The following is a 23,073-nucleotide window of genomic DNA, read 5'->3' on the forward strand; positions in this document are numbered from 1 at the left end:
ATCCCCCACTTTACATACGGTGCTAAGGAAGCATGCAAAATTCTAAATGCCTTACCTTCTGAGAAACTAATTCTTTTAGATAAAAATATACCTGGAATAGAGGGTAATTATTCCGCGGTTTACGAAAATTTCGAAAAAGATATTTATACTGCACTTGTTGAAGCAAAGGAAGTTCTCGGAAAATATCATACTTTAAAAATAATATTTCCTAAAGAGAGTTATTTGCCTAAGGAAATTCTATACGGTTTTACTCGATTTTGTATACAATTCTCAATTAATTACAATATAGTTTCTGCTGTAGAGTACAATCAAATTAGAAAAGGCGACGCTTATATCAATTTGATGGAAGACGACTTAATCACATTAATTGATAATATAACTTCATTAAATTATGTATTGGGTAGAGACATAGGACTCATCTCGTATAATGAAACGCCAATAAAGAGAATTCTTTTAAGCGGAATAACAACTATATCTACCAACTTTAAACAAATGGGCGAGATGGCTGCAAAAGTAATTGCAGAATCACATACAATGCAGTTAGAAATTCCTTTTCAACTAAAATTAAGAGAGTCGCTTTAATAATTTTGCTATTTGATTAGATTTTAGTCTGAGCATGAAATACTCTATAGATGAAATTATTAAAATATTTAAGAGTGCATTTGAAAACAGATTGATTTTCTTAGTATTTGAAATTTAGCCGAACAATTCTGTCAAAGTTACATTTGATAGAGTTATTTATCTAAGAATAATCCTTTTACCTAGTAACTAAAAATATTCTCCCATTAAAAAAGAAGATAGCTAATCAGCAAAAGCTTACTAAATATACATTTGAAGAACGTTCATCAAATGTTGTATGTAAGAGATTATCAGATTGTCGAATTATTGTCCATCTTTTCAAAATAATATTTAATCTTTTTTTTCAGGAAATATTAGACTTTTATCCAACAAAGAAGATATAAAATATCAGATATACCTTATGTGTTTATCAGATATTCAAATATTAAATTAATATATGGCCTTCAATATAGATTTATCTGATAAGACAGTAATTATTACAGGAGTTTCTTCGGGAATAGGAACAATAATAGCTAAAATGTTTGCGAAAGCTAATGCAAATATAGCTGGTTGTTCATTAGAGGATCATAGTGATCCAGGAGTTCAAAATTTTATAACTGAGGTCCAAAATGAATCCGGCAGGCTTCCCTTGTATGTTCAGGCTAACGTTATAAACTCACTGGAGTTGAAAAATTTTGTAGATAAGACAATTCAGCACTTTGGAACAATAGATATATTAGCATCTAATGCAGGCACCAATGTTTATAAAGGTGCCAAAGATTGTAGTACTGAAGACTGGAACTATAATATAAAACTAAACCTTGAGTCTCACTGGAATATTGCACTTTTATGCAAACCATATCTTGAAAAAAATGGAGAGGGAGTTATTATTTTTAATGCCTCATGTCATGCATTTAATACGACTGCCGGAAGCTTTCCATATAATGTTGCTAAAACCGGGCTAAAAGCATTAATACAAACTTTAACAGTTGAATGGAGCCCTAGAATAAGAACTGTAGGGGTCGCACCAGGATTTGTTGAGACCAGATTAGCTGATGAATGGTTCAAAAGTTTTCCGGATCCTCAGCGATTAAAGTCAAAAATAATCGAATCTTACCCAATGAAAAGATTAGGAACACCTGAAGAAATTGGAGGATGGTTCGTGTTTTTAGCGAGTAAATATGCTGCTTTTTCAGCCGGACAAACTTATTTAATAGATGGTGGACAAGCAGCAATAATGATGGATTGTTAATAAGTTGAATATATGAGAATCATACAATTTGTAAATAAAAAAAAAGTAAGAAGAGTTGGAATTGTTGAAGATAATAGCATTTTTTCGCTTGATCATGTCTATTCAACTTATGAATTATTTTTCTTTGCTGAGAAAAATAATTTAAAAATTAAAGATGCAATTTCTAAGCTTACGACTTCAGATCGTGAAGATTATGAAATTATTATTAATGAAAATAGGGTATTAGTTCCTCTTGATCATCCTGATCCTTATCATACCTGGATTACTGGAACTGGTTTAACCCATTTAGGTAGTGCCAAGTCAAGAGATGAAATGCATACTCAAGCTAATGGGAATTCTGTAAACCAGCAAACAGATTCCATCAAAATCTATCAGGAAGGGGTAATGAATGGAAAATTTAAAGATTCTAAACCAGGTGTTCAACCAGAGTGGTTTTATAAAGGGAATGGGTTAACGGCTGTAGCTTCTGGTAATCCTCTTTCACTTCCTTCTTTTGCTCTGGATGGTGGTGAGGAACCAGAAATTGCTGGGCTTTACATTATAAATTCAAAAGGTAAACCTTGTAGAATAGGTTTTTCTCTTGCTAATGAATTTTCTGATCATAAGATGGAAAAAATGAACTACTTGTATCTCGCACATTCCAAATTAAGACAGTGTTCATTTGGTCCAGAATTGCTACTTGATGACTTACCTGGTAATATAAAAGGAACTACCCAAATCATACGAAATAATAAAGTAATCTGGGAGAAAGAGTTCCTAACGGGCGAAGATAACATGAGTCATAACATAGCTAATTTAGAATACCACAACTTTAAATATGATCTTTTTAGGCAGCCAAAAGATGTACATGTCCATTTTTTTGGAACATCTGTTTTAAGTTTTACTGATGATATCAAAGTTCTCGGGGGAGATGTTTTTAAAATCGAAGCTGAACATATGGGCCGGCCACTAATCAATTCTTTACATGAGGAAGTTAATTGATTTATATATCGTTTAAAGTTCTATACTAATAATTCTTATGAATGAAGAAAGGATATTAAATATTTCTGGAAATCCCAAAGCTGAGGAATTTAACAGGCTTTACATCATATTCATTAGCATCATTGCTACTATGGGTGGGTTTATGTTTGGCTTTGAACTAGGAGTAATAACAGGAGTAATACCTTTTATACAGATCCAATACTCATTGGAGGGGTTTGCTTTAGGTTGGGTTGTTGCAATTTTTGAATTGGGTTGTATGAGTGGCGCATTATTAATCTCTATGATAGCTGATAGAATAGGAAGAAAAAAGTCTCTTCAATTAACAGCTCTTTCATTTCTAATAACAACATTAGGGATTGTGCTTGCTAAAGATACATTTGATCTTGCTTTATGGCGATTTTTTCAAGGCGCAGGTGTTGGTGCTGCTTCAGTGCTATCTCCAATGTATATTGCTGAAATAGCTCCTGGTAAAATGCGGGGTAAAATGGTTTCTTTAAATCAGCTCATGATTATATTAGGAATTCTGCTCGCAAGTGTAGTTTGTTTTTATTTTGGCGATATTAATAAACCGGAGAACTGGCGATTGATGTTCGGGTTTGCTTTTATCCCATCAGCAGCATTTATTGCTATGCTGTTTTTTATCCCAGAAAGTCCAAGATGGCTTATGAAAAAGAAATCCAGGGATGCAGCAGAAAGAATATTAAAAACTATAGGAAATCAGGAATTTGTTGAAAGAGAGTTAACAGGTATTGAAAACTCAATTCGCTTAAACTCAAAACAAGGTACTTTGATGGACCTTTTTGATAAAAGAATTGCACCTGTTCTATTTATCGGATGTGGCTTGGCAGTCTTACAACAATTTTGTGGATCTAATAACATAACGGCCTACTTACAGGTGATTTTTTTAAAAGCAAATATTAATCTAGAGGATGGCTTACTAAATGCGGTTTTTGTAGGTCTTGTGTTTTTCCTTTTTACTATATTATCTATTTTTTTAATAGATCTTGTCGGTAGGAAAAAATTACTTTTTATAGGTACATTATTTATGTCTTTTTTTCTTTTTATGCTTAGCTGGTCATTTAGTAATGACTTAGTTGATGGCAGATTAGTCTTTTTTTTTGTAATGGGTTTTATTGCTACATATGCGTTTACATTGGCCCCAGTAACTTGGGTTGTTTTGTCAGAGATTTTTCCAAATTATATCCGTGTAAAAGCATTGTCTTTGGCTTCGGCACTCCTGTGGCTTTCATGTTTTATTGTTGTTTTAATTTCTCCTTATTTACTTAAGGTGAGCCCTTCTGTGAACTTTATTATTTTCGGTTTTTTTAATTTAATAGGGACATATTTTGTTTGGAGATATGTACCTGAAACTAAGGGCAAATCATTAGAAGAGATAGAAAATATCATCCTTAAAAAATCTTAATCGTACTTTTTAAAAAGCAGATTTTCGCAAATAAATTAAATAGATGTTGAAAATAACCGATATAAAAGTTTTTGTAGTAAATGCTGAAATGCGAAATTGGATCTTTGTAAAGATTCTAACATCCGAACCAGGATTATTTGGTTGGGGAGAAGCTACATTGGAATGGAAAACAAGAGGCGTGGCTGGGACCATTGAAGACCTTAAACCCCTACTTATAGGCAAAGATCCGAGAGAGATTACTCGCTTATCAGAAATTATGAATAAACATAGTTTTTGGAAACTTGGCGTAATCGGTAAAACTGCTATTAGTGGAATAGAAATAGCACTTTGGGATATACTTGGAAAATCACTGAATGTACCGGTCTGGCAGCTTTTAGGGGGTAAAGTACGCGATAAAATAAGAGTTTATACGCATTTGGGAATGGGAGATAGTGAATCTGTTTATTCGAGTTTAGAAGCAGGGACTATTGTAGATAAAGCCTTAGAAGTTATAGATAAAGGTTATGATGCCTTAAAAGTTGTTTTTATACCATATGTAAATTATACCGCATCTGTAAAAGAATTTCGTCATGTAGAAAGTATGATGGGTAAACTTAGAGACGCAGTCGGTGATGAGGTTGATATCATGGTAGATTTCCATGGTCGGCCTGGTTCAGTAAGTGCAGCTGTGCAGTTTATAAAAGTATTAGAACCCTTTAATCCCTTCTTTGTAGAAGAGGTATTACAACCAGGACATGTCTCATCTTTACGTGAGATAAAAAGTAAAATAAATTGCCCGCTTGCAACTGGAGAAAGACTAATTTCATTTTCAGAATTTGAACCACTATTAAAAGATAGGTTAATTGATATTGCTCAACCTGACCTTTGCCATTGCGGTGGATTTTCAGAAGCAATGAATATAGCGGCTCTTGCTGCAATTGCAGGTGTAGGTATAGCTCCACATAATCCATTAGGGCCCATTGCTGGAACAGCTGCTATTCATTACGATACCGCAATTCCAAATTTTGTTATTCAGGAAAAAATGGATGCAGTGCCTTGGTTTTACGATATAGTTGAAGGCCAGCCCTTATGTTCAAACGGATATGTATCTGCACCGAAACGCCCAGGATTAGGCATTGAAGTTAACGAAGAACTGGCGAAAAAATATCCTTTCAAACAGGAACCTGTAAAAGTAATTCAAGCCGCTACCATAGATGATGGAACAATAGTGAATTGGTAATATAAAAAATTAATATTTAAAATAATTCAAGTATGCTGGATGGATCTAATTTTATAGGCTACAGTACAAGTTCGCTGGGAAAAGAATTCTTTAAAGCATATTCACCTGTTGTTGATGGTGATTTGCCACAAGAGTTTTATTATGCTACTCAAGAAGAAATGGACTTAGCCATAACATTTGCTATAAATTCTTTTGATGAGTATAAAAATACTTCATCTTTTATTAAAGCTGCATTTTTAAATGATATTGCGGATGAAGTTATGAACTTAGGAGATCTCTTAATTCAGAGATGTCATGAAGAAACAGGTTATCCAAAGGAAAGAATCGTTAGTGAAAGAAGTAGAACATGTAATCAGCTTCGTTTTTTTGCAGAGCTTGTTAATGCTGGCTGGTGGAGAAATGTTACGATAGATACTTCTGATCTTACACGAACTCCTGTACCGAAACCAGATATTAGAAGCATGTTGTTTCCCATTGGGCCGATTGCGGTTTTCGGAGCAAGTAATTTTCCACTGGCTTTTTCTACTGCCGGGGGCGATACTGCATCAGCTTTAGCTGCGGGATGTCCCGTAATAATCAAGGCGCATCCTTCTCATCCGGGAACGCATGCCTTAGTATCGAAAGCTATAGTCAAAGCGGCAAAAAAGAATAAACTTCCAGAAGGAGTTTTTTCTTCACTTTATCTTTCAAATGAAAAGGCCGTGGCACTTGTTCAATATTTGGCTATCAAAGCTGTTGCTTTTACCGGCTCTTTTAAAGCAGGCATGCTATTACAAGATGCTGTACTAAAGCGTGAAGAGCCTATTCCTATTTATGCAGAGATGAGTTCAATTAACCCTTTAATTATAATGAAAGGTGCAATTTTACACGATAGGGTTAAAATTGCGAAAGATCTTGCAGCATCAGTTACTTTAGGTGGGGGCCAATTCTGTACAAATCCTGGTCTTATACTTTTAGTTGATAGTAAAGAAGCTTCTGATTTTATAACAGAGTTTAAACACCAGCTTTTACAGTTCTCCTCTTACACCCTGCTTAATAAAACGATATGTGATTCTTATAACAAAAGTATACAAAACATCTCATTGATAGATGATGTTGAAATCATTACTCATTCAGATAAAGACTCAGTTTTACCTCACAATAAAGTTAAACCCAATGCCTTTATTATCAAAGCTAAAGACTTTCTGGCAGACAATATTTACACAGAAGAAATATTTGGACCCTCTACAACTATTGTAATAAGCGAAAATATTATTCAACTTAAGAATATTGTTAAATCTTTGAAAGGGCAACTAACTTGTAGCCTTCATTCAACTAGTTCAGATGATGAATCAATTATCAAAGATCTTGTAAATATTATAAAAGAAAAATCTGGAAGAATCGTGTTTAACGGATATCCTACCGGTGTTGAGGTATGTCATGCAATGAACCATGGTGGCCCATTTCCTTCTAGTTTTAATAGACAAGCGTCTTCGGTTGGTTCAGCTGCTATTAAGCGTTTTGTTGCCCCTGTTGCATTTCAGGATTTTCCCCAGCAATTTCTTGCTGATGAATTAAAAAATGAAAATCCATTAAATATCCTAAGGTTAGTAAACGGAAAATGGACAAAAGAACCATGTTAATAGATAATCTAACGGTTAATTGTATTTCCGATTTTAGGTGTATACTGGGCGAGGGGCCTATGTGGGACTACAATAAAAGTTTGTTATACTGGGTAGATATTTTGGAATGTAAAATTTACAGGTATGATCCTTTTACTCATGAAATAACCAAATGGGAAACTCCAGAGTATATAGGTTTCTTAATCATTAATAAGGAAAGCAAGTTGATTGCAGGCTTAAGATCTGGTTTACATTATATTGATTTAAATAAAGATGGTACCACAACCGTTATTAGGATTGACAAAATAAATGAAGGGCTTGAAAACGTAAGGTTTAATGATGGTATTATTGATAATCATGGTGGTATTTGGGCTTGTTCAATGGATATGAACAGTACAGAAAAAGTTGGCTGCTATTATTACTATGACAAAAATTTAAAAAGAACTCAGGTTGACAAAAACTATACAGTAGCAAATGGACCAGCAGTCAGTAATGATTGCCGTTTCTTATATACTGTAGAAACAGTGGGTAACAACATCCATAAAAAAGGAATCTACTGCTCTCAAATAGTTCATGAAGGAAAAACAGAAAATAAAAAATTGTTAATAGACTGGAGCCAATTAGATTCTTACCCTGACGGAATTATAACTGATCGTAATGGAAACCTTTGGATTGGAGAGTTTGGTGGTAATAAATTCCGATGTTTTAGTAACGAGGGTATATTAAAATATACCATACAGTTGCCAGCCTGGAATCTAACAAAAGGAGTTTTTTGTGATAAGGATGATGATATATTATATATAACCAGTGCTTCAATAGGCGTATCAAAAGAAATCATCGATAAAAATCCGAAAACTGGATATGTATTTGAGATAAAGGGAATTCAACACAAAAGATTACAATAATGGTTTTTTAAACTCTATTTTATCTCTATATTCTTTAGGAGCAACTCCCATGATTTTATTAAACAATCTGGAAAAATAGTAAGGATCTTCAATTCCAACTTGGTTAGCTATCTCATTTATTCTTTGGTTTGTAAATTGAAGCAGTTGACAAGCTTTCTGCATTTTTAAATGATTAAAATATTCTATAGGTGAAAAACCAGTACTTTTTTTAAAAGATGTGGAGAAATGCGCTGTTGAAAGATTTGCAACTTCCGCAATTTCTTCTAATGACAGACTCTTGCTAATATTCTCTTTAAGAAAAAGAATTACTATGTCAAAAACATCTTTTTTTTGTTCGTAATATAAATTATTTGGTTTTTCTGGATAAATGAATAAACTCAAAAAATGACTAGCTTTCATATGCATGTAGATAAGCTTGTCTAGGCTGTATCCTAATTGAAGATTCTTATAAATATTTTTAAAAATTGCTATCAGGTCATCACTAATCAATTGGTTGTTATTTCCTGCTAGCATTCTCTTATATAATATATCTACTAAAATGTCAGAACCTTCTCCTTTAAAGTGAAACCAATAAATGCTCCATGGATTTTCCAGTGATGAGGAATATTGATGTGTTTTTCCAGCAGGAAGAATAAGATAGTCAGAAGGCATAATTTTTATTTTTTTACCCTCTATAAATGCATCCCCTTTTCCGTCTACACAATATATTATGATATGCTCTTGAATTCCATGTTTCCTCTGTCTGAAATGAAATTTGGCTTTAGGATAATATCCTATCCATGTAATAAATAAATTACCTATTAAAGGATTATTAACACATTGTTGTAAAACTTTTCTGGGTAAAGCTATCGCTTCTTGACCCTTAAATCCTTCCTTTTTTCTAATCATTATTACTCCTAAAGTATTATTATACGTAAGTAACTTTAAATATTGAAATTAGATAATAAATCGAAAAATTATCCATTTTTTTAAAAAAAATATCAATCTTTTTGACTTAAAAAACGCAGAAGTTTACACTATCAACTTAAACCAAAAAAAATATGAAGTATTATTTACTCTTTCGAATTAGGGGTTCTTTAGTAATCACCTTGATTTTATTTTTAAGTCATGATTTGATTGCACAAACACCCATCTCTGTAAAGGGACAAGTTACAAACGAACAGAAGATACCTTTACCAGGTGTAACTGTTAGCGTGAAAAACGGCAATGTGATAACTCAAACATCTGCTGACGGTTCCTATATAATTAATGTACCTAGTAATGGGGCGTTAATTTTTAATTATTTAGGTTTTAGATCAACTGAGATATTAGTAGACAGTAGAAATACATTGAATGTTACTATGGTCTCAGATACCGCTTCCTTAAACGAAGTTGTAGTTGTTGGATACGGCAGCAGATCAAAAGCAACTTTGACAGGAGCAATTACCACTGTTAATGAAAGTACTTTTCAAGATCGACCCATTACCAATACATTAAATGGATTACAAGGAGTGGTGCCTGGATTAACAGTTACCAGATCAAGTGGTGCTCCAGGTAGAGAAAACTATGCTTTTGAAATTAGAGGGGCTTCTTCGATTAATGGTAACAACCCGCTAGTATTAATTGACGGAATTGTTGGTGATATGAGTTCATTAAATCCTAACGATATTAAATCTATATCAGTATTAAAAGACGCTTCTGCGGCAATATACGGCGCCAGAGCAGCTGACGGAGTTGTGTTAGTTACTACTAAATCAGGAAATAACGAAAAGTTATCAGTAACCTATACTTCTAATCTAGCTCTAAAAGTGCCCAGTTTTCTAAAAAAATCTACAACAACGCCTCAGTTGTATGAGATGTATAATGAAGCATCAAAAAATGCTGGAAATCCCCAACCATTTACCGAAAGTGATTTGGAGAAGGCGAGAGCTAATGATCCAAATCCCAGTCCTGTAGGAAAAATACTTTATCTAGAGTCGTATCCTTTGTTTTATACTACGACTAATTGGAATGATATACTATATGGTACTAATCCTCAACAAAACCACAACATAACAGTTGGTGGAGGTAATGATAATCTTCAGTATTATTTTTCAGGAGGATATTTAACTACTAATGGTGTTTATAAAGTAGGGAATAATAAATCAGACAGATATAATCTTCGCTCTAATTTAAACTTTAAGATTTCAAATAAGCTAAATTTAGAAACACGGTTCTCGTATGAAGGTCTTAATACTACAGAACCTTCTATGCAGGATTTTACTTTAAACTGGACAGTGCGATTATTTAAATTTGCTCCTGTATATACGCCATCTGGGAACTATTATAGATACCAGGGATTTGTGAATCCTTTACAGCTGATATCAGAAGGCGGAAGGAGAGAAAGCACAAATGATAAGATTTTAACAAATTTTAAGCTGAATTATGATATAGTAAAAGGATTAAAACTGGTAACGCAAGCCGGTATAAACGTACTACGCAGCGATGATAATGCAAACTATCGTTTCTTCCAGAGCTATAACTATGATGACACTTTGAATCCAGATGTTATAAACAACCCAAATTCGGCCTCTTATGATAATTCAAAGAATATTTATAAAAATTTTACAGGTTATTTAGATTACAATACGACAATAAATAAAAATCATGATTTCAACCTGATGGTAGGTTCAAGTTATGAGCAATCTGACTTTTCTAATGTCTATGCTGCGGGCAGAAATTTTATAAGCAATGACTTATTTACTTTAAACTTAGCAGACAAAAGTAATATTGCTAATATTTCTAACAACAGCAACGCTTTTGGATTCGCACTTAACTCATATTTTTCTCGGTTTGGATACTCTTTCAAAGGTAAATATCTAATCGATGCGACTGCTCGTATAGATGGTAGTTCCAGATTTTCTCCGGATAAACGATGGAGTGCTGTTTTTCCTGCGGTATCTTTAGCCTGGCGACTATCAGAAGAAGACTTTGTTAAAAAATTAAATGTTTTTAATAATTTGAAGTTGAGAGGCTCATGGGGACTATCAGGAAACCAAGAAATAAATGCTTTTGGATATTACGATTACATTCAACTCATTAATGTTGGCGGTAGATATCCATTTGGTACAACAAATACACCTACGACGTCTGCTTCACTTGCAGGATTCGCTTCTCCGTCCAGAACCTGGGAAGAAATTGAATCAAGAAATATAGGTGTTGATATGGCTTTTTTTAGATCCAAATTCGAGTTGAGTTTTGATTATTTCACAAAAGAAAACAAGAACATGCTGGTAAATATTACCCTTCCAGCTACATTAGGGGCAAATCCTCCAGCTAGTAATGCAGGAAGGCTAAAAACTAAGGGCTTTGAATTAAGTATGGGTTTGAGAGATAAAATAGGCCAATTTCAATATGGTGTAAGGGGAAATGTCTCTAATAATACAAACAAGCTTACTTACTTAGGAGGACAAGATGCTTACAACGCAGGTTTCGTTAACACTCGAGAAGGATATCCTTTAGCTTCTTATTTTGGATACGTAAGTGATGGAATAATTAAAACTCAAGCACAATTAGACGAGTATAAAAAATTGCAGGGGATTCCAGGAAATTTAGGAATTGGTGATGTAATGTACAGAGATTTAGATGGTGACGGATCTATTACTGCATTCGGCGACCGGACTAAAGGATTAAGTGGAGATATGAAATACCTTGGAAGCCCACGACCACAGTGGAGTTACGGATTCAATTTGGATTTAGCTTTCAAGCAGTTTGATTTTTCTTTGTTTGCTCAGGGAATAGGCAAAAGAGATGTGATAAGAGTAGGTGAATTCAGTTATCCCTTTACACAGCCTTACTGGCAACCTCTTGAATATTTTTATAACAAGACTTGGGACCCTGCTCGTCCAGATGCAGAGTTAGGAAGACTTAATTTTGATGCAGGATTAAATTCCTGGAATTATAGACCATCTACATTACAATTAATAAATACCTCTTATCTGCGTTTAAAGAATATACAGTTGGGTTATAATTTTTCTCCAAAAATGCTGAACAAATTTAAGATTAGCACATTGCGACTTTACCTAAGTGGGCAGGACATCTTTGAGTTCAGTAAAGGAACTTGGGATAAATCATATGATCCGGAAGAAAATGCTACTGAAAATGGATATCCGTTTTACAGAACCTTTTCTTTCGGCCTAAACGTTAAGTTCTAAAATAATGATAATATAATATTGATACAATGAAAAGAAATATATTTTTCGTGGCACTTCTGAGCTTAGCTTATGGATGTCAAAAACTAGATTTAGCTCCCCAGTCGCAAATTTCTGATCCTACATTTTGGAAGAATCCAGAAGAGTTTAAGCTGGCTGCAAACAATTTCTACAATTCTTTGGAGCAACCAAATATTGGTGACAATAACTCCGACATTGCTTTTGGATATAGCCCGAATCCAGTCAGTAATGGTAGTTATACTGCACCAGAGAATTCGGCAACATGGACCTCGGCCTATGCTGCAATCAGAAGCTGCAATTATTTATTGGAGAAAGCGGAGGATTATGGAGCAACTTCAGAAATCCAAAGATGGATAGCGGAAGCCAGATTTTTTCGGGCCTATAATTATTGGTTACTGCTTCGCTTGTATGGTGGAGTTCCCATTATAGATAAAACATTGGATGTAAATGATCCGGAAGTGTACACTAAAAGATCTACTATGGAAGAAACCGTAAAATTCATTTTAGCCGATTTAGAAGCTGCCGCTGTTGGTTTGCCTCTGAAAAATTCTTTAAGCAGTGCTGATATTGGAAGAGTAACAAAAGGAGCTGCTTATGGCATAAAAGCTAAAGTTGCACTTTATGCAGGAACATGGGATAAATTCCACAATAATTCTGATTCAGAGGGATTTTTAGACACAGCAATAATAGCCGCAAAAAAGGTAATGGAAAGTAATCAATATAGCTTATTCAAAGGCAAAGGAAATCAAAGCTATAGATACCTGTTTATTGAAGAAGGAAATGATGCATCAGAAACTATTTTGGATCGCCGGATCAGAAGAGATGTTTCAGAATCAGACTTTGGCTGGACAGCTGGGCAGGGAAGCACAGTACCTACAAAAAAACTGGCGGACTTGTATTTGAGTCAAGACGGATTACCTATTAGTAAGTCTCCCAGCTTCCAAGGATATTCAACACTTACTTCTGAATTTCAGAACAGAGACCCGAGAATGACGATGACGCTGACTTTACCAGGTTTAGAAACGGTTAGAACTCAATCAGCTACTACTCCTGCTCCAAATTATCCTGGCGTAAATAATAATAGAAATACAAATACAGGATACATGCTCTATAAATTTTCATCTGAAGATGTAACAGGAAATACAATTTATGGTAAACATAACTTTGACTGGCATATCTTAAGACTTGCTGAAATTTACCTGATTTATGCTGAAGCAACTTTTGAAAAAACTGGTGCAATTTCAGATGCTGATTTAGATATTTCTATTAATTTATTGAGAGAACGCGTAAATATGCCTAGGTTAACTAATGTATTTGTAACCGCCAATAGCTTAGATATGAGAACCGAGATAAGAAGGGAAAGAAGCGTAGAGCTGGCGTTTGAGAATTCAAGATATTTTGACCTTAGGAGGTGGAAAACGGCTGAAAACGAGCTACCCTTGCTAATAAGGGGAGTGAAAATCTCTGGAACAGAATGGGCACTTCGTCCACCATATTCTTCGGGATTATTCACAACAGATGCACAAGGTTTTCTTGTAGCGGAAAGCGCAGCAAACCGTCGCTTTGATGCTAATAAACATTACCTCCAGCCTTTGCCAACCAAAGAAATATCCCTTTATCCTGATATACTTATTCAAAATCCTAACTGGTAAATCAGAAAATAAAATATAATATGAAATTTTTATCTCTCAGTTTGCTATTCTTATTTATTACTTTCAGTGCTGTATCGCAAATTAAGCCGGAAAACCTTCCATTGCCCTCAGAGGCACAATTAAGATGGCATAATATGGAATTGACAATGTTCGTTCATTTCGGTCCTGCAACATGGCAGGATCACGAATATGACGACTTGTCAACTCCATTGTCCAGGATTAATCCTACGAAGTTGAGCACAGATCAGTGGGCTAAAGTTGCTCAATCATATGGAGCAAAAATGATAATTTTCGTAGCAAAACATACCGGAGGATTCTGTTGGTGGCAAACAAATACTACAGAATATGGAGTAAAGAACACCCCTTGGAAAAATGGAGAAGGTGATGTAATGAAGGATTTGGCGGCTTCCTGTAAAAAATATGGTTTAAAATTAGGTGTTTATTTAAGTCCTGAAGACAGGTATCTTAAAGTTGCGATGGGGGGTAAGGCCAGAGACGAAAAATTTCAGAAAGAATACGAAACTATTTATAAAACTCAATTAAAAGAACTATTAACCCAGTACGGCCCCATTCACGAAGTATGGGTGGATGGTAGCTTAGTTTTTAGTATCACGGACATAATCAAGCAATATGCCCCTGAAGCTGTAATACTTCAAAGTTCTGCGGCAACAATAAGATGGGTAGGAAATGAAATGGGCTTTGCTCCTTATCCAGCCTGGAATGCCGTTAGAAAAGCTGATGCGCAATCAGGTAACAGTACATCTAGTCATAGCGATCCAAATGGTGATACCTGGTTACCGATTGAAGTAGATGTAAGTTTGAGAAGACCAAACTGGTTCTGGACTACAAAAAATGAAAGCTTAGTATTACCCTTAGAAGAGCTTGTGAAACTGTATTATTTCTCTGTGGGAAGAGGTGCTGTTTTTTTAATTAATGTTAGCCCTGACACTACAGGGCTAATTCCTCAAAAAGATGTAGAAAGATTAGCTGAGTTTGGAAACGAAATAAAGAAAAGATTCGGAAATCCATTGGCTGAAACAAAAGGAGAAGGTGAAATTATTGATTTAAATGTTCCTAAAAAGACTGTTATAGATCATATTACAATAATGGAAGATATTGCTTATGGAGAGCGGGTTAGAGATTTCAAGGTACAAGTTTTAACCAATCAAAAGCAATGGAAAACTGTATTTGAAGGTACCTCCATTGGTCATAAATTAATTATTCAATTTCCTGAAGAAACGATATCAAAAGTCAGATTAAATGTAAATTCTTCAATTGGAAAGCCAAAGATTAAATCATTAAAAGCTTATTATACTGGCACTCCTCTTATAGATCTCCCTGTTGTAAAAGATAATTGGAATATTAGAAATGTTGGAGAGTGGGACTATAAGTCTATTCCAGAAAAAGTAAATCTAAAACTAAATCTTTCGGAATACTTAAAAGATCCCCAGGCGTATGAAGTTGCTTTTGTTTTTCAAGGTGAAGATTCGAAAAAGCCTCAATTTTCTTATGACTGGAGTGAATCAGGTTTATTTCTGGATAACCTTTCAAATGATCAAAGATTAAAAATAATAGAAAAACATCTAATATTTGATCATGTTAACGCAGATCAGTATTTGTTAAAAAGCGAGCGATTTCCCGACAGGGTTCACTTTAACCTAACCGGGATTGCACCGTCTTTGGAGATAACAGTTACACTTGATGTTCCAAAAACATTTAAAAATGGCAAAATACAAGCTTTTTTATTGAGAAAATAAATCATCATATACATATAAATGAAAAATTCGATAGCAACTCTCACTTTAATACTTCTCTGTGCTTTTGCATCTGCTCAAGTTCAACATATAACTGTTGATGATAAAAGTGAAGGCAGGATATTCGAAGGGTTAGGTGCTCTAAGTGCCGGAGCTTCATCAAGATTATTAATTGATTATCCAGAGCCTTACAGAAGCCAAATTCTTGATATTCTTTTTAAACCTGGTTTTGCTGCTTCACTTCAGCATTTTAAAGTTGAAATTGGAGGGGATATAAATTCAACAAGCGGAGCAGAACCAAGTCATGCAAGAACAAAGGACGAGCTCCTCAATCCAAAACTATCTTATTACGAAAGAGGGTATGAATTTTGGCTAATGCAGGAAGCAAAAAAAAGAAATCCTGAAATCTTTTTAGATGCGCTTGAATGGGGAGCTCTGGGATGGATTGGGAATGGTGTTTATTATTCTAAAGATAATATCGATTATATTATAGGATATATTAAAGGGTTATCACGTTTTCATCAAATTTCCTTGGATTACATCGGTGTTTGGAATGAAAGAATGTATGATATCAAATGGATTAAAGATCTTAGAAAAGCTTTGGATACTGCTCAATTGCAGAATGTGAAAATTGTTGCTGCCGATCTATGTTGTGGAAATCAGTGGAAAATTGCTGATGATATGGTAAAAGATAAAGAGCTACTTAAATCTGTAGCAGTTATTGGGGATCACTATCCAGAAAAAGAAAAAGCATATAACAGCAGTGATAATGCAAAAGCCTTAGGAGTACCGCTATGGAATAATGAGGGAGGCCCCTGGAAAGGGGATTGGGATGGTTTCAAATATTTAGCAAAAATGTTTAACCGTGATTATATAGAAGGACGAATGACCAAAAACATAACCTGGAGCCTTATTACCTCTTATTATGATAATTTAGCCCTGCCTAATTCAGGTATGATGAAAGCTAATACACCTTGGTCTGGATTTTATGAGATTGAGCCTGCATTATGGGCTTTTGCACATACTACACAATTTGCAAAACCGGGATGGAAATATTTAAATAATTCTTCAGGTTATTTAGAAAAAGGGGGCAGTTATGTTACCCTGATATCTCAAAACAAAAATAATCAGGATGTGAGTTTAATTATAGAGACCATAGATGCTGAAGAAGACCAACCAATCTTAGTTACTCTTCCGTTTAATGTATCTTCTGATAGTCTTCAAGTTTGGCAATCTAAGGTAAATGTCAAAGAATTTGTTAATGTATCTTCTATTGAAATCAATAATAAAAACGTAAAATTAAACTTAGAACCAGGATCCTTATATTCTTTAACAACCACTACAGGACAGCAAAAAGGTGGCTTTACTATAATTCCCGAGAGAAAGCCTTTTCCATTTCCTTATACTGATAATTTTAATACATCGTCTCCCGGCAAGTCACCAAAATATTTTTCAGATCAGGGGGGAGCATTTGAAGTAGTATCTGACAATAAAAAAAATGGAAATTTTTTACAGCAAAAGGTAAAGCAGCCAGGTATAGAATGGGAAGGAGAGAAGACTTATCTGGAAACCGTTTTAGGAGATAGCACCTGGAGCAATTACAGGGTTCGTTGTAATGTAATGTTAACAAATGATAGTACGTCATACATTTCTTTATTGGGAAGGGCTACAGAACTTCATAGAGCTCATAAAGAGCCGGAAGCCTATGTATTCAAAATGTTTAGCAATGGTAGCTGGGAACTTAAAGCAGGTTCGAAAGTGATTAAAGAAGGTATATATAAAGGTAAAATAAAAGAATGGAATATCGTGGAACTAGAAATGAATAACGATACAGTTTCTGCGAGTATAAATAATAATAAGCTTTGTCAAGTAAAAGATAATACTTATACACATGGGTTAGCAGGAATCGGAAGTAGTTACCACACTAACGGTTTTGATGATTTTATAATTACTACATGCGGTAAATAAATAATTTAATAGGATACATAATACTTTTCAATACAAACTTATGCTTGAATTCAAAAAAATGAAAATCTATATAAAATCAATATTAATATTTTTTTCTGTATGTTTTGGCTATACCATCAGCAATGCACAAACACAAAATGTACGTTTAGATACTGAAATTATTCCAAAGCCATTAAGCCTGATTAAAGGAACTGGGCAGTTTGATATATCCTCAGCAACTGTAATCTATGTAGATGAAAACAACATAGAGCTGATGCGTTTAGCTAAACTCTTAAAAGATCAAATTGAAGATTTAGGAAAAATGAGTTTGAAAATTCAGGTGAATTCTAAAAAAATTACTAATGACAATGCTATAGTACTCACTTTAGTTAAAGGAATAGATACGTTAGGTCTAGAAGGTTATCATTTAACTGTAGCTCCTAAAAAAATAACATTATCCGGTTATCAATTACCCGGTATATTTTATGGAATGCAATCTGTCTTTCAGCTTATCCCGCCGGTACAATGGAAAAATAATAATCAAAAATTATCAATTCCTGCAGTAGAGGTTGTTGATAAACCACGGTATAAATGGCGTGGAATGATGCTTGATGTAAGCAGACATTTTTATAGTGTTGATTTTATAAAAAGATTTATAGACCATCTGGCGCTTCATAAAATGAACTCTTTTCACTGGCACTTAACAGATGACCAAGGCTGGCGAATAGAAATAAAGAAATATCCAGAATTGACAGAAATTGGTGCTTGGCGTGATGGAACCATGATTAAAAGAGCTGATAATACTTTTGAAATCAATGACAAAAGATACGGAGGTTATTATACACAGGCACAAATTAAAGACATAGTTAAGTATGCTCAGGAAAGGTTTATTAATATCGTACCTGAGATTGAAATGCCTGGTCATGCTATGGCTGCTTTAGCAACTTATCCCGAATTGTCTTGTACTGAAAAAGCGTTTACAGTCGGTAAAACCTGGGGGGTTTATGATGATGTTTTTTGCGCCGGAAAAGAGGAAACGTTTCAATTTTTAGAGAATGTGTTATCTGAAGTTATTGAATTGTTTCCAAGTAAGGTTATACATATCGGAGGAGATGAATCTCCAAAAATACGGTGGGAACATTGTGATAAATGCCAGGCAAGAATAAAAGCGGAAGGTCTTAAAGACGAACATGAGCTTCAAAGCTATTTCATCAAAAGAATCGAAAATTATCTACTTACAAAAAATAAGCGGATTATTGGCTGGGATGAAATATTAGAGGGAGGATTAGCACCAAATGCAACTGTAATGTCTTGGAGAGGTGTTACTGGCGGTATTGCAGCTGCTAAACAAAATCATGAGGTAATCATGAGCCCTAATTCTCATTTATATTTTGATCATTATCAAGGCAATCCAGCATTAGAGCCAGTAGCTATCGGAGGTTTAAACACTTTACAAAGAGTGTATTCATATGAGCCAACACCCGAAACATTATCTAAATCTGAAAGTGATTATATTTTAGGGGCACAGGCTAATTTATGGACAGAATACATTTACGATGAGGCCAAAGTTGAATATATGTTGATGCCACGTTTAGCGGCATTATCTGAAGTAGTATGGACACAGAAGAATTTAAAGGATTGGGAATCTTTCAAGCAGAGAATGGACTATCAATATAAAAGATATAATGCATTGGGTATTAATTATAGCAAAAGTGCCTTTAATGTTACTCCTACTATAATAGCAGATAGTACGCAAAAGAAAGTATTAATATCACTGGAGACACAGGCTTACAACCCAAAAATTTATTACACTTTAAATGGTTTAGAGCCAACAACTAAAGACAAACGCTATACTAAACCATTTGAGGTAGCAGATCCTGTGACATTAAAAACTATAGCGTATTATCCAGATGGGACAGCGAGCAAAGTTGATATTCAAAAAATTGAAATTCCAAAGTAGCTTTTAAATACAACATTGATTATTGTTTATGATGTGCTATGAGTTTTTCATGTTATTCAGTTAGATCTTTTTTATTTAAAGCATTTAAATTTTCAATTGTCTCATAATCATAAGCAGATAAAAACATGCTTAAGATCAATTATAATTCCTCTATATCCAGCGATAAATAATTAAATGGAAAAGATAGTTTTAAATGGCATTACATGGGGACATACGAGAGGTATTGTTCCCTTACTTGCGGGTGCCCAGCGTTATAATGAATTATATCCGCATATAGAGATTAACTGGAAGAAAAGAACTCTTCAAGAGTTTGCAGATTATCCAATAGATAAATTAACAAAAGTTTATGATCTATTAATAATTGATCATCCTTGGGTAGGAACCGCTAGTAACGGTAATTATGTTTTGCCATTAGATGATTATTTGACTGAACAGTACTTAAAAACCCAATTTAAAGATTCTATAGGCTACTCTCATTCCAGTTACGAATATGATGGAAAACAATGGGCACTAGCAATTGATGCTGCTGCTCCAGTAGCAAGTTTTAGAAAAGATTTATTTGATAAAAATCTTCAAACAGTGCCAGATACCTGGGAAGAATTACTTGAATTGGCACAGCAAGGAAAAGTTTTACTTCCGGGCATTCCGATAGACACATTAATGGCATTCTACAGCTTTTGTATTGCTTATGGTCATCATCCATTTACAGACCCAGAGAGGCAAAAAGTAGTTAATGATGAAATAGGATTGAAAGCATTAGAAGCCATGAATAGTTTATGGGATTTATGTGATAGAAGAATATTTGATTGCAATCCTATAGCTGTTGCAGAACTTATGACAACAACGGATGACTATTGGTATTGCCCGTTTGCATACGGTTACTCCAATTATTCCCGGGATAGCTATGCAAAAAATATATTAACCTATACAGAAACTATTCGGTTTGGTTCTTTTGGACGTTTAAAAACCACATTAGGAGGAACTGGTATTGCTATTTCTTCATCATGCAAGTATCAACCAGAGGCTCTGGACTTTGTACAGTGGATAGCCGATGCATCCATACAAACTGGTTTATACACCGGAAATGGAGGACAACCTGCTAACAGAAATGCCTGGTTAAACGAGACGAATAACATTATCGCAAATAATTATTTCGTCAACACACTACCAACAATAGATAATGCTTTTGTACGCCCTCGTTATAATGGTTACCTGCACTTCCAGGATATTGCTGGAGACCCTATTAAAACGTATTTACAAAACGGAGGTAATCCAAAAGAAGTACTAAACGCGATCAATGTAATGTATATAAAAAGTATAAAGCATGCAAAACAGTAATGATTTACCTCTAAAAGATATAATCATATTGGAATTTTGTCAATACTTGTCTGGTCCTGCCGCAGGATTAAGATTAGCGGACTTTGGTGCCAGGGTAATAAAAATTGAAAAAATAAACGGTGGAGATGCATGTCGTAAACTTGCAATTAAGAATTTGTGGGTTGATGAAAGTTCTTTATTATTTCACACAATTAACCGAAATAAAGAAAGTTTTGCGGCTGATTTAAAAAATGAAGCCGATATACAAAAAATTAAAAATTTAATTGCAGAAGCAGATGTGATAATCCATAATTTTCGTCCAGGTGTTATGGAAAAACTTGGACTTTCTTACAAAAAGGTTGTTCAAATTAATCCAAAAATAATTTATGCGACTATTAGCGGATTTGGTACAGAAGGCCCATGGAAAGACAAGCCAGGTCAGGATTTGCTCATTCAGTCTTTATCTGGACTGGTTTATACCACTGGCAATCAAATGGATAATCCAACACCTTTTGGTTTAGCAATTGCAGATATTATGGCAGGTTCTCATATAGTACAGGGAATTTTGGCTGCCCTAATTAGACGTAATATTACTGGCAAACCTGCATTGGTAGAAGTAAATCTTATGGAATCTATCCTTGATTTTCAATTCGAACTATTAACTACGTATTTTGCTTCTGGTAAATTACCAAAACGTTCTTTATTAAATAATGCGCACCCACTGTTGAGTGCCCCTTATGGAATCTATCCAACATTAGATGGCTTCATTGCTATAGCCATGACACCAATCCATAAAATAGCGGAGATAATTGATTGTCCGGAACTAAATAATTTCGAAGAATCAGATGTCTTTAAAGAAAGAGATGCAATTAAATTAATATTAACCCAATTTTTGAAACAAGAAACGACTGAGTTTTGGACAGCTAAACTTGTACCCAAGGATGTATGGTGTATGCCAGTTTTAGATTGGAAGCAGATGATAGAACATGAAGGGTATCGTTCTATAAAAATGGAACAATCTTTTGTTACAAAATCCGGGACTTCCATTACTACAACAAGATGCCCTATTCGTTGGAATGATAATATTTTAAGTTCAGAGAAACCTGCACCTGAGCTTGGTGAGCATACCGATTCTCTTACAAATGAATTTAAACTAGCTAAAGCATGATAAAACCATTAGAAGGGATTTTAGTATTGGATTTCAGTCAGTTTTTATCCGGCCCATCAGCGTCGTTACGGCTGGCTGATTTAGGTGCAGAAGTAATAAAAATTGAGAAACCCGTTGTGGGAGATATTTGCAGGAGCCTGTACGTTTCTGATATTAAGGTTGCAGGCGAATCTACTATATTTCATTCTATTAACCGTAACAAAAAAAGTTATTTAGCAGACTTAAAAGAGGAGTATGATTTAGCAAAAATCAAGCAATTAGTGCAAAAAGCTGATATATTTATGCACAACTTCAGGCCAGGTGTAATGGAAAGACTGGGCTTGTCTTATGATGAAGTAATTAAAATCAACCCTTCAATTATTTATGCTGAGTTATCTGGCTATGGTAAAAATGGTTCGTGGAAAGGCAGGCCAGGTCAGGATTTGCTTTTACAAGCCGTATCAGGTGTTACTTACTTAACCGGCAATCAGAATGATGCGCCTACAGCTATGGGTGTAGCTGCAGCTGATATCTTAGCCGGTACTCAGCTAACCCAAGGTATTTTAGCTGCATTATTTCAAAAAGGTACCAATGGTAAAGGTGCAAAAATACAAATCAGTATGCTTGAAAGCCTTCTTGATTTTCAGTTTGAAGTACTGACTTGTTTTTATAATGATGGTAATCATTTACCACAGCGGAGTGCAGTGAATAGTGCTCATGCTTACATAGCAGCACCTTACGGAATTTACCAAACTACTAATGGTTTTATAGCGCTGGCAATGGGGAACATCTTGCAGTTGGGTGAACTTCTTAATTGTAAACCTTTATTAGAAAAGACGGATCCTAAAGAGTGGTTTAACGAGAGAGATAGCATCAAGTTGATTTTAAAGGGCCTTTTGAAGAGTCAAACTACCCAATATTGGTTAAATATTTTAGAACCAGCTGATATCTGGTGTGCTGAAGTACTAAATTATGAACAACTGGTTCAGCATGAAGGCTATAAAGTCCTTCAAATGGAACAGGAAGTAATTAATTCAGCCGGATATAAGTTGAGAACAACAAGATGTCCGATTAGAATAGATAATCAGTTGCTATCATCAGATATTGGGGCTCCTTTATTGGGAGAACACACAACAGAGATAAATAACAGATTCGATTTAAAATAGA

At 34.6% G+C, this 23,073-nt stretch carries 15 protein-coding genes and 1 pseudogene; 15 read left to right on the top strand and 1 reads right to left on the bottom strand.

All coding sequences use genetic code 11. From position 1 onward, the window contains the following. The 7 genes and pseudogenes from WG904_RS19075 to WG904_RS19105 form a co-directional block, all read left to right on the top strand. Positions 1 to 582 (top strand): annotated as a pseudogene (locus tag WG904_RS19075) (GntR family transcriptional regulator); the annotation flags it as partial. A 433-nt stretch (positions 583 to 1,015) separates the two neighbouring features. Then, positions 1,016 to 1,810, top strand: a complete 795-nt coding sequence (locus WG904_RS19080) for an SDR family NAD(P)-dependent oxidoreductase (protein WP_339580950.1) — start codon at positions 1,016 to 1,018, stop codon at positions 1,808 to 1,810. A gap of 12 nt (positions 1,811 to 1,822) precedes the next feature. After that, on the top strand, positions 1,823 to 2,791 hold the full coding sequence (araD1, locus tag WG904_RS19085) for an AraD1 family protein (RefSeq protein WP_339580951.1): 969 nt from the start codon (positions 1,823 to 1,825) through the stop codon (positions 2,789 to 2,791). Between the two features lie 37 nt (positions 2,792 to 2,828). Next, complete coding sequence (locus WG904_RS19090) at positions 2,829 to 4,214, top strand: sugar porter family MFS transporter (protein WP_339580952.1); 1,386 nt, start codon at positions 2,829 to 2,831, stop codon at positions 4,212 to 4,214. A 43-nt stretch (positions 4,215 to 4,257) separates the two neighbouring features. Continuing rightward, the gene (dgoD, locus tag WG904_RS19095; RefSeq protein ID WP_339580953.1) at positions 4,258 to 5,433 is read left to right on the top strand and encodes a galactonate dehydratase; all 1,176 of its coding nucleotides are present in this window, start codon (positions 4,258 to 4,260) and stop codon (positions 5,431 to 5,433) included. A 32-nt stretch (positions 5,434 to 5,465) separates the two neighbouring features. After that, positions 5,466 to 7,055, top strand: coding sequence for an aldehyde dehydrogenase (NADP(+)) (locus tag WG904_RS19100; protein ID WP_339580954.1), 1,590 nt, complete (start codon positions 5,466 to 5,468; stop codon positions 7,053 to 7,055). Further along, entirely contained in the window at positions 7,034 to 7,939 is a 906-nt protein-coding gene (locus WG904_RS19105) for an SMP-30/gluconolactonase/LRE family protein (protein ID WP_339580955.1), read from the top strand. Before WG904_RS19100 ends, WG904_RS19105 begins: the two co-directional genes overlap by 22 nt. Here WG904_RS19105 and WG904_RS19110 read toward each other — a convergent pair. Beyond that, positions 7,931 to 8,827 (bottom strand): AraC family transcriptional regulator, encoded by an 897-nt coding sequence (locus WG904_RS19110; RefSeq protein WP_339580956.1) that lies wholly within the window; start codon positions 8,825 to 8,827, stop codon positions 7,931 to 7,933. The genes WG904_RS19105 and WG904_RS19110 overlap by 9 nt on opposite strands. 152 nt (positions 8,828 to 8,979) lie before the next feature. Here WG904_RS19110 and WG904_RS19115 point away from each other — a divergent pair, with 152 nt between their 5' ends. From WG904_RS19115 to WG904_RS19150, 8 genes are all read left to right on the top strand, one after another. Next, positions 8,980 to 12,111 carry a SusC/RagA family TonB-linked outer membrane protein gene (locus WG904_RS19115; RefSeq protein WP_339580957.1) on the top strand — a complete coding sequence of 1,044 codons (3,132 nt, stop codon included), beginning with the start codon at positions 8,980 to 8,982 and terminating at the stop codon, positions 12,109 to 12,111. Between the two features lie 26 nt (positions 12,112 to 12,137). Further along, on the top strand, positions 12,138 to 13,781 hold the full coding sequence (locus tag WG904_RS19120) for a RagB/SusD family nutrient uptake outer membrane protein (protein WP_339580958.1): 1,644 nt from the start codon (positions 12,138 to 12,140) through the stop codon (positions 13,779 to 13,781). A 20-nt stretch (positions 13,782 to 13,801) separates the two neighbouring features. After that, positions 13,802 to 15,538 (top strand): alpha-L-fucosidase, encoded by a 1,737-nt coding sequence (locus tag WG904_RS19125; protein WP_339580959.1) that lies wholly within the window; start codon positions 13,802 to 13,804, stop codon positions 15,536 to 15,538. An 18-nt stretch (positions 15,539 to 15,556) separates the two neighbouring features. Then, a complete protein-coding gene (locus tag WG904_RS19130) occupies positions 15,557 to 17,503 on the top strand; it encodes a galactocerebrosidase (RefSeq protein ID WP_339580960.1) in 1,947 nt (648 codons plus the stop codon). 58 nt (positions 17,504 to 17,561) lie between these two features. Continuing rightward, the gene (locus WG904_RS19135; RefSeq protein ID WP_339580961.1) at positions 17,562 to 19,442 is read left to right on the top strand and encodes a beta-N-acetylhexosaminidase; all 1,881 of its coding nucleotides are present in this window, start codon (positions 17,562 to 17,564) and stop codon (positions 19,440 to 19,442) included. A gap of 174 nt (positions 19,443 to 19,616) precedes the next feature. Next, on the top strand, positions 19,617 to 20,780 hold the full coding sequence (locus WG904_RS19140) for an extracellular solute-binding protein (RefSeq protein WP_339580962.1): 1,164 nt from the start codon (positions 19,617 to 19,619) through the stop codon (positions 20,778 to 20,780). Beyond that, positions 20,767 to 21,927, top strand: a complete 1,161-nt coding sequence (locus WG904_RS19145; RefSeq protein ID WP_339580963.1) for a CaiB/BaiF CoA transferase family protein — start codon at positions 20,767 to 20,769, stop codon at positions 21,925 to 21,927. Before WG904_RS19140 ends, WG904_RS19145 begins: the two co-directional genes overlap by 14 nt. After that, the gene (locus WG904_RS19150) at positions 21,924 to 23,072 is read left to right on the top strand and encodes a CaiB/BaiF CoA transferase family protein (protein WP_339580964.1); all 1,149 of its coding nucleotides are present in this window, start codon (positions 21,924 to 21,926) and stop codon (positions 23,070 to 23,072) included. Before WG904_RS19145 ends, WG904_RS19150 begins: the two co-directional genes overlap by 4 nt. Position 23,073 lies beyond the last annotated feature (1 nt).

The sequence above is a fragment of the Pedobacter anseongensis genome (assembly GCF_037482965.1).
Taxonomy (GTDB): Bacteria; Bacteroidota; Bacteroidia; order Sphingobacteriales; family Sphingobacteriaceae; genus Pedobacter; species Pedobacter anseongensis.

Bases quoted from the DNA above. Each gene is read 5' to 3' on its own strand.
- WG904_RS19080 (WP_339580950.1), top strand. From the start codon at position 1,016: ATGGCCTTCAATATAGATTTATCTGATAAGACAGTAATTATTACAGGA.
- araD1 (WP_339580951.1), top strand. From the start codon at position 1,823: ATGAGAATCATACAATTTGTAAATAAAAAAAAAGTAAGAAGAGTTGGA.
- WG904_RS19090 (WP_339580952.1), top strand. From the start codon at position 2,829: ATGAATGAAGAAAGGATATTAAATATTTCTGGAAATCCCAAAGCTGAG.
- dgoD (WP_339580953.1), top strand. From the start codon at position 4,258: ATGTTGAAAATAACCGATATAAAAGTTTTTGTAGTAAATGCTGAAATG.
- WG904_RS19100 (WP_339580954.1), top strand. From the start codon at position 5,466: ATGCTGGATGGATCTAATTTTATAGGCTACAGTACAAGTTCGCTGGGA.
- WG904_RS19105 (WP_339580955.1), top strand. From the start codon at position 7,034: ATGGACAAAAGAACCATGTTAATAGATAATCTAACGGTTAATTGTATT.
- WG904_RS19110 (WP_339580956.1), bottom strand. From the start codon at position 8,827: ATGATTAGAAAAAAGGAAGGATTTAAGGGTCAAGAAGCGATAGCTTTA.
- WG904_RS19115 (WP_339580957.1), top strand. From the start codon at position 8,980: ATGAAGTATTATTTACTCTTTCGAATTAGGGGTTCTTTAGTAATCACC.
- WG904_RS19120 (WP_339580958.1), top strand. From the start codon at position 12,138: ATGAAAAGAAATATATTTTTCGTGGCACTTCTGAGCTTAGCTTATGGA.
- WG904_RS19125 (WP_339580959.1), top strand. From the start codon at position 13,802: ATGAAATTTTTATCTCTCAGTTTGCTATTCTTATTTATTACTTTCAGT.
- WG904_RS19130 (WP_339580960.1), top strand. From the start codon at position 15,557: ATGAAAAATTCGATAGCAACTCTCACTTTAATACTTCTCTGTGCTTTT.
- WG904_RS19135 (WP_339580961.1), top strand. From the start codon at position 17,562: ATGAAAATCTATATAAAATCAATATTAATATTTTTTTCTGTATGTTTT.
- WG904_RS19140 (WP_339580962.1), top strand. From the start codon at position 19,617: ATGGAAAAGATAGTTTTAAATGGCATTACATGGGGACATACGAGAGGT.
- WG904_RS19145 (WP_339580963.1), top strand. From the start codon at position 20,767: ATGCAAAACAGTAATGATTTACCTCTAAAAGATATAATCATATTGGAA.
- WG904_RS19150 (WP_339580964.1), top strand. From the start codon at position 21,924: ATGATAAAACCATTAGAAGGGATTTTAGTATTGGATTTCAGTCAGTTT.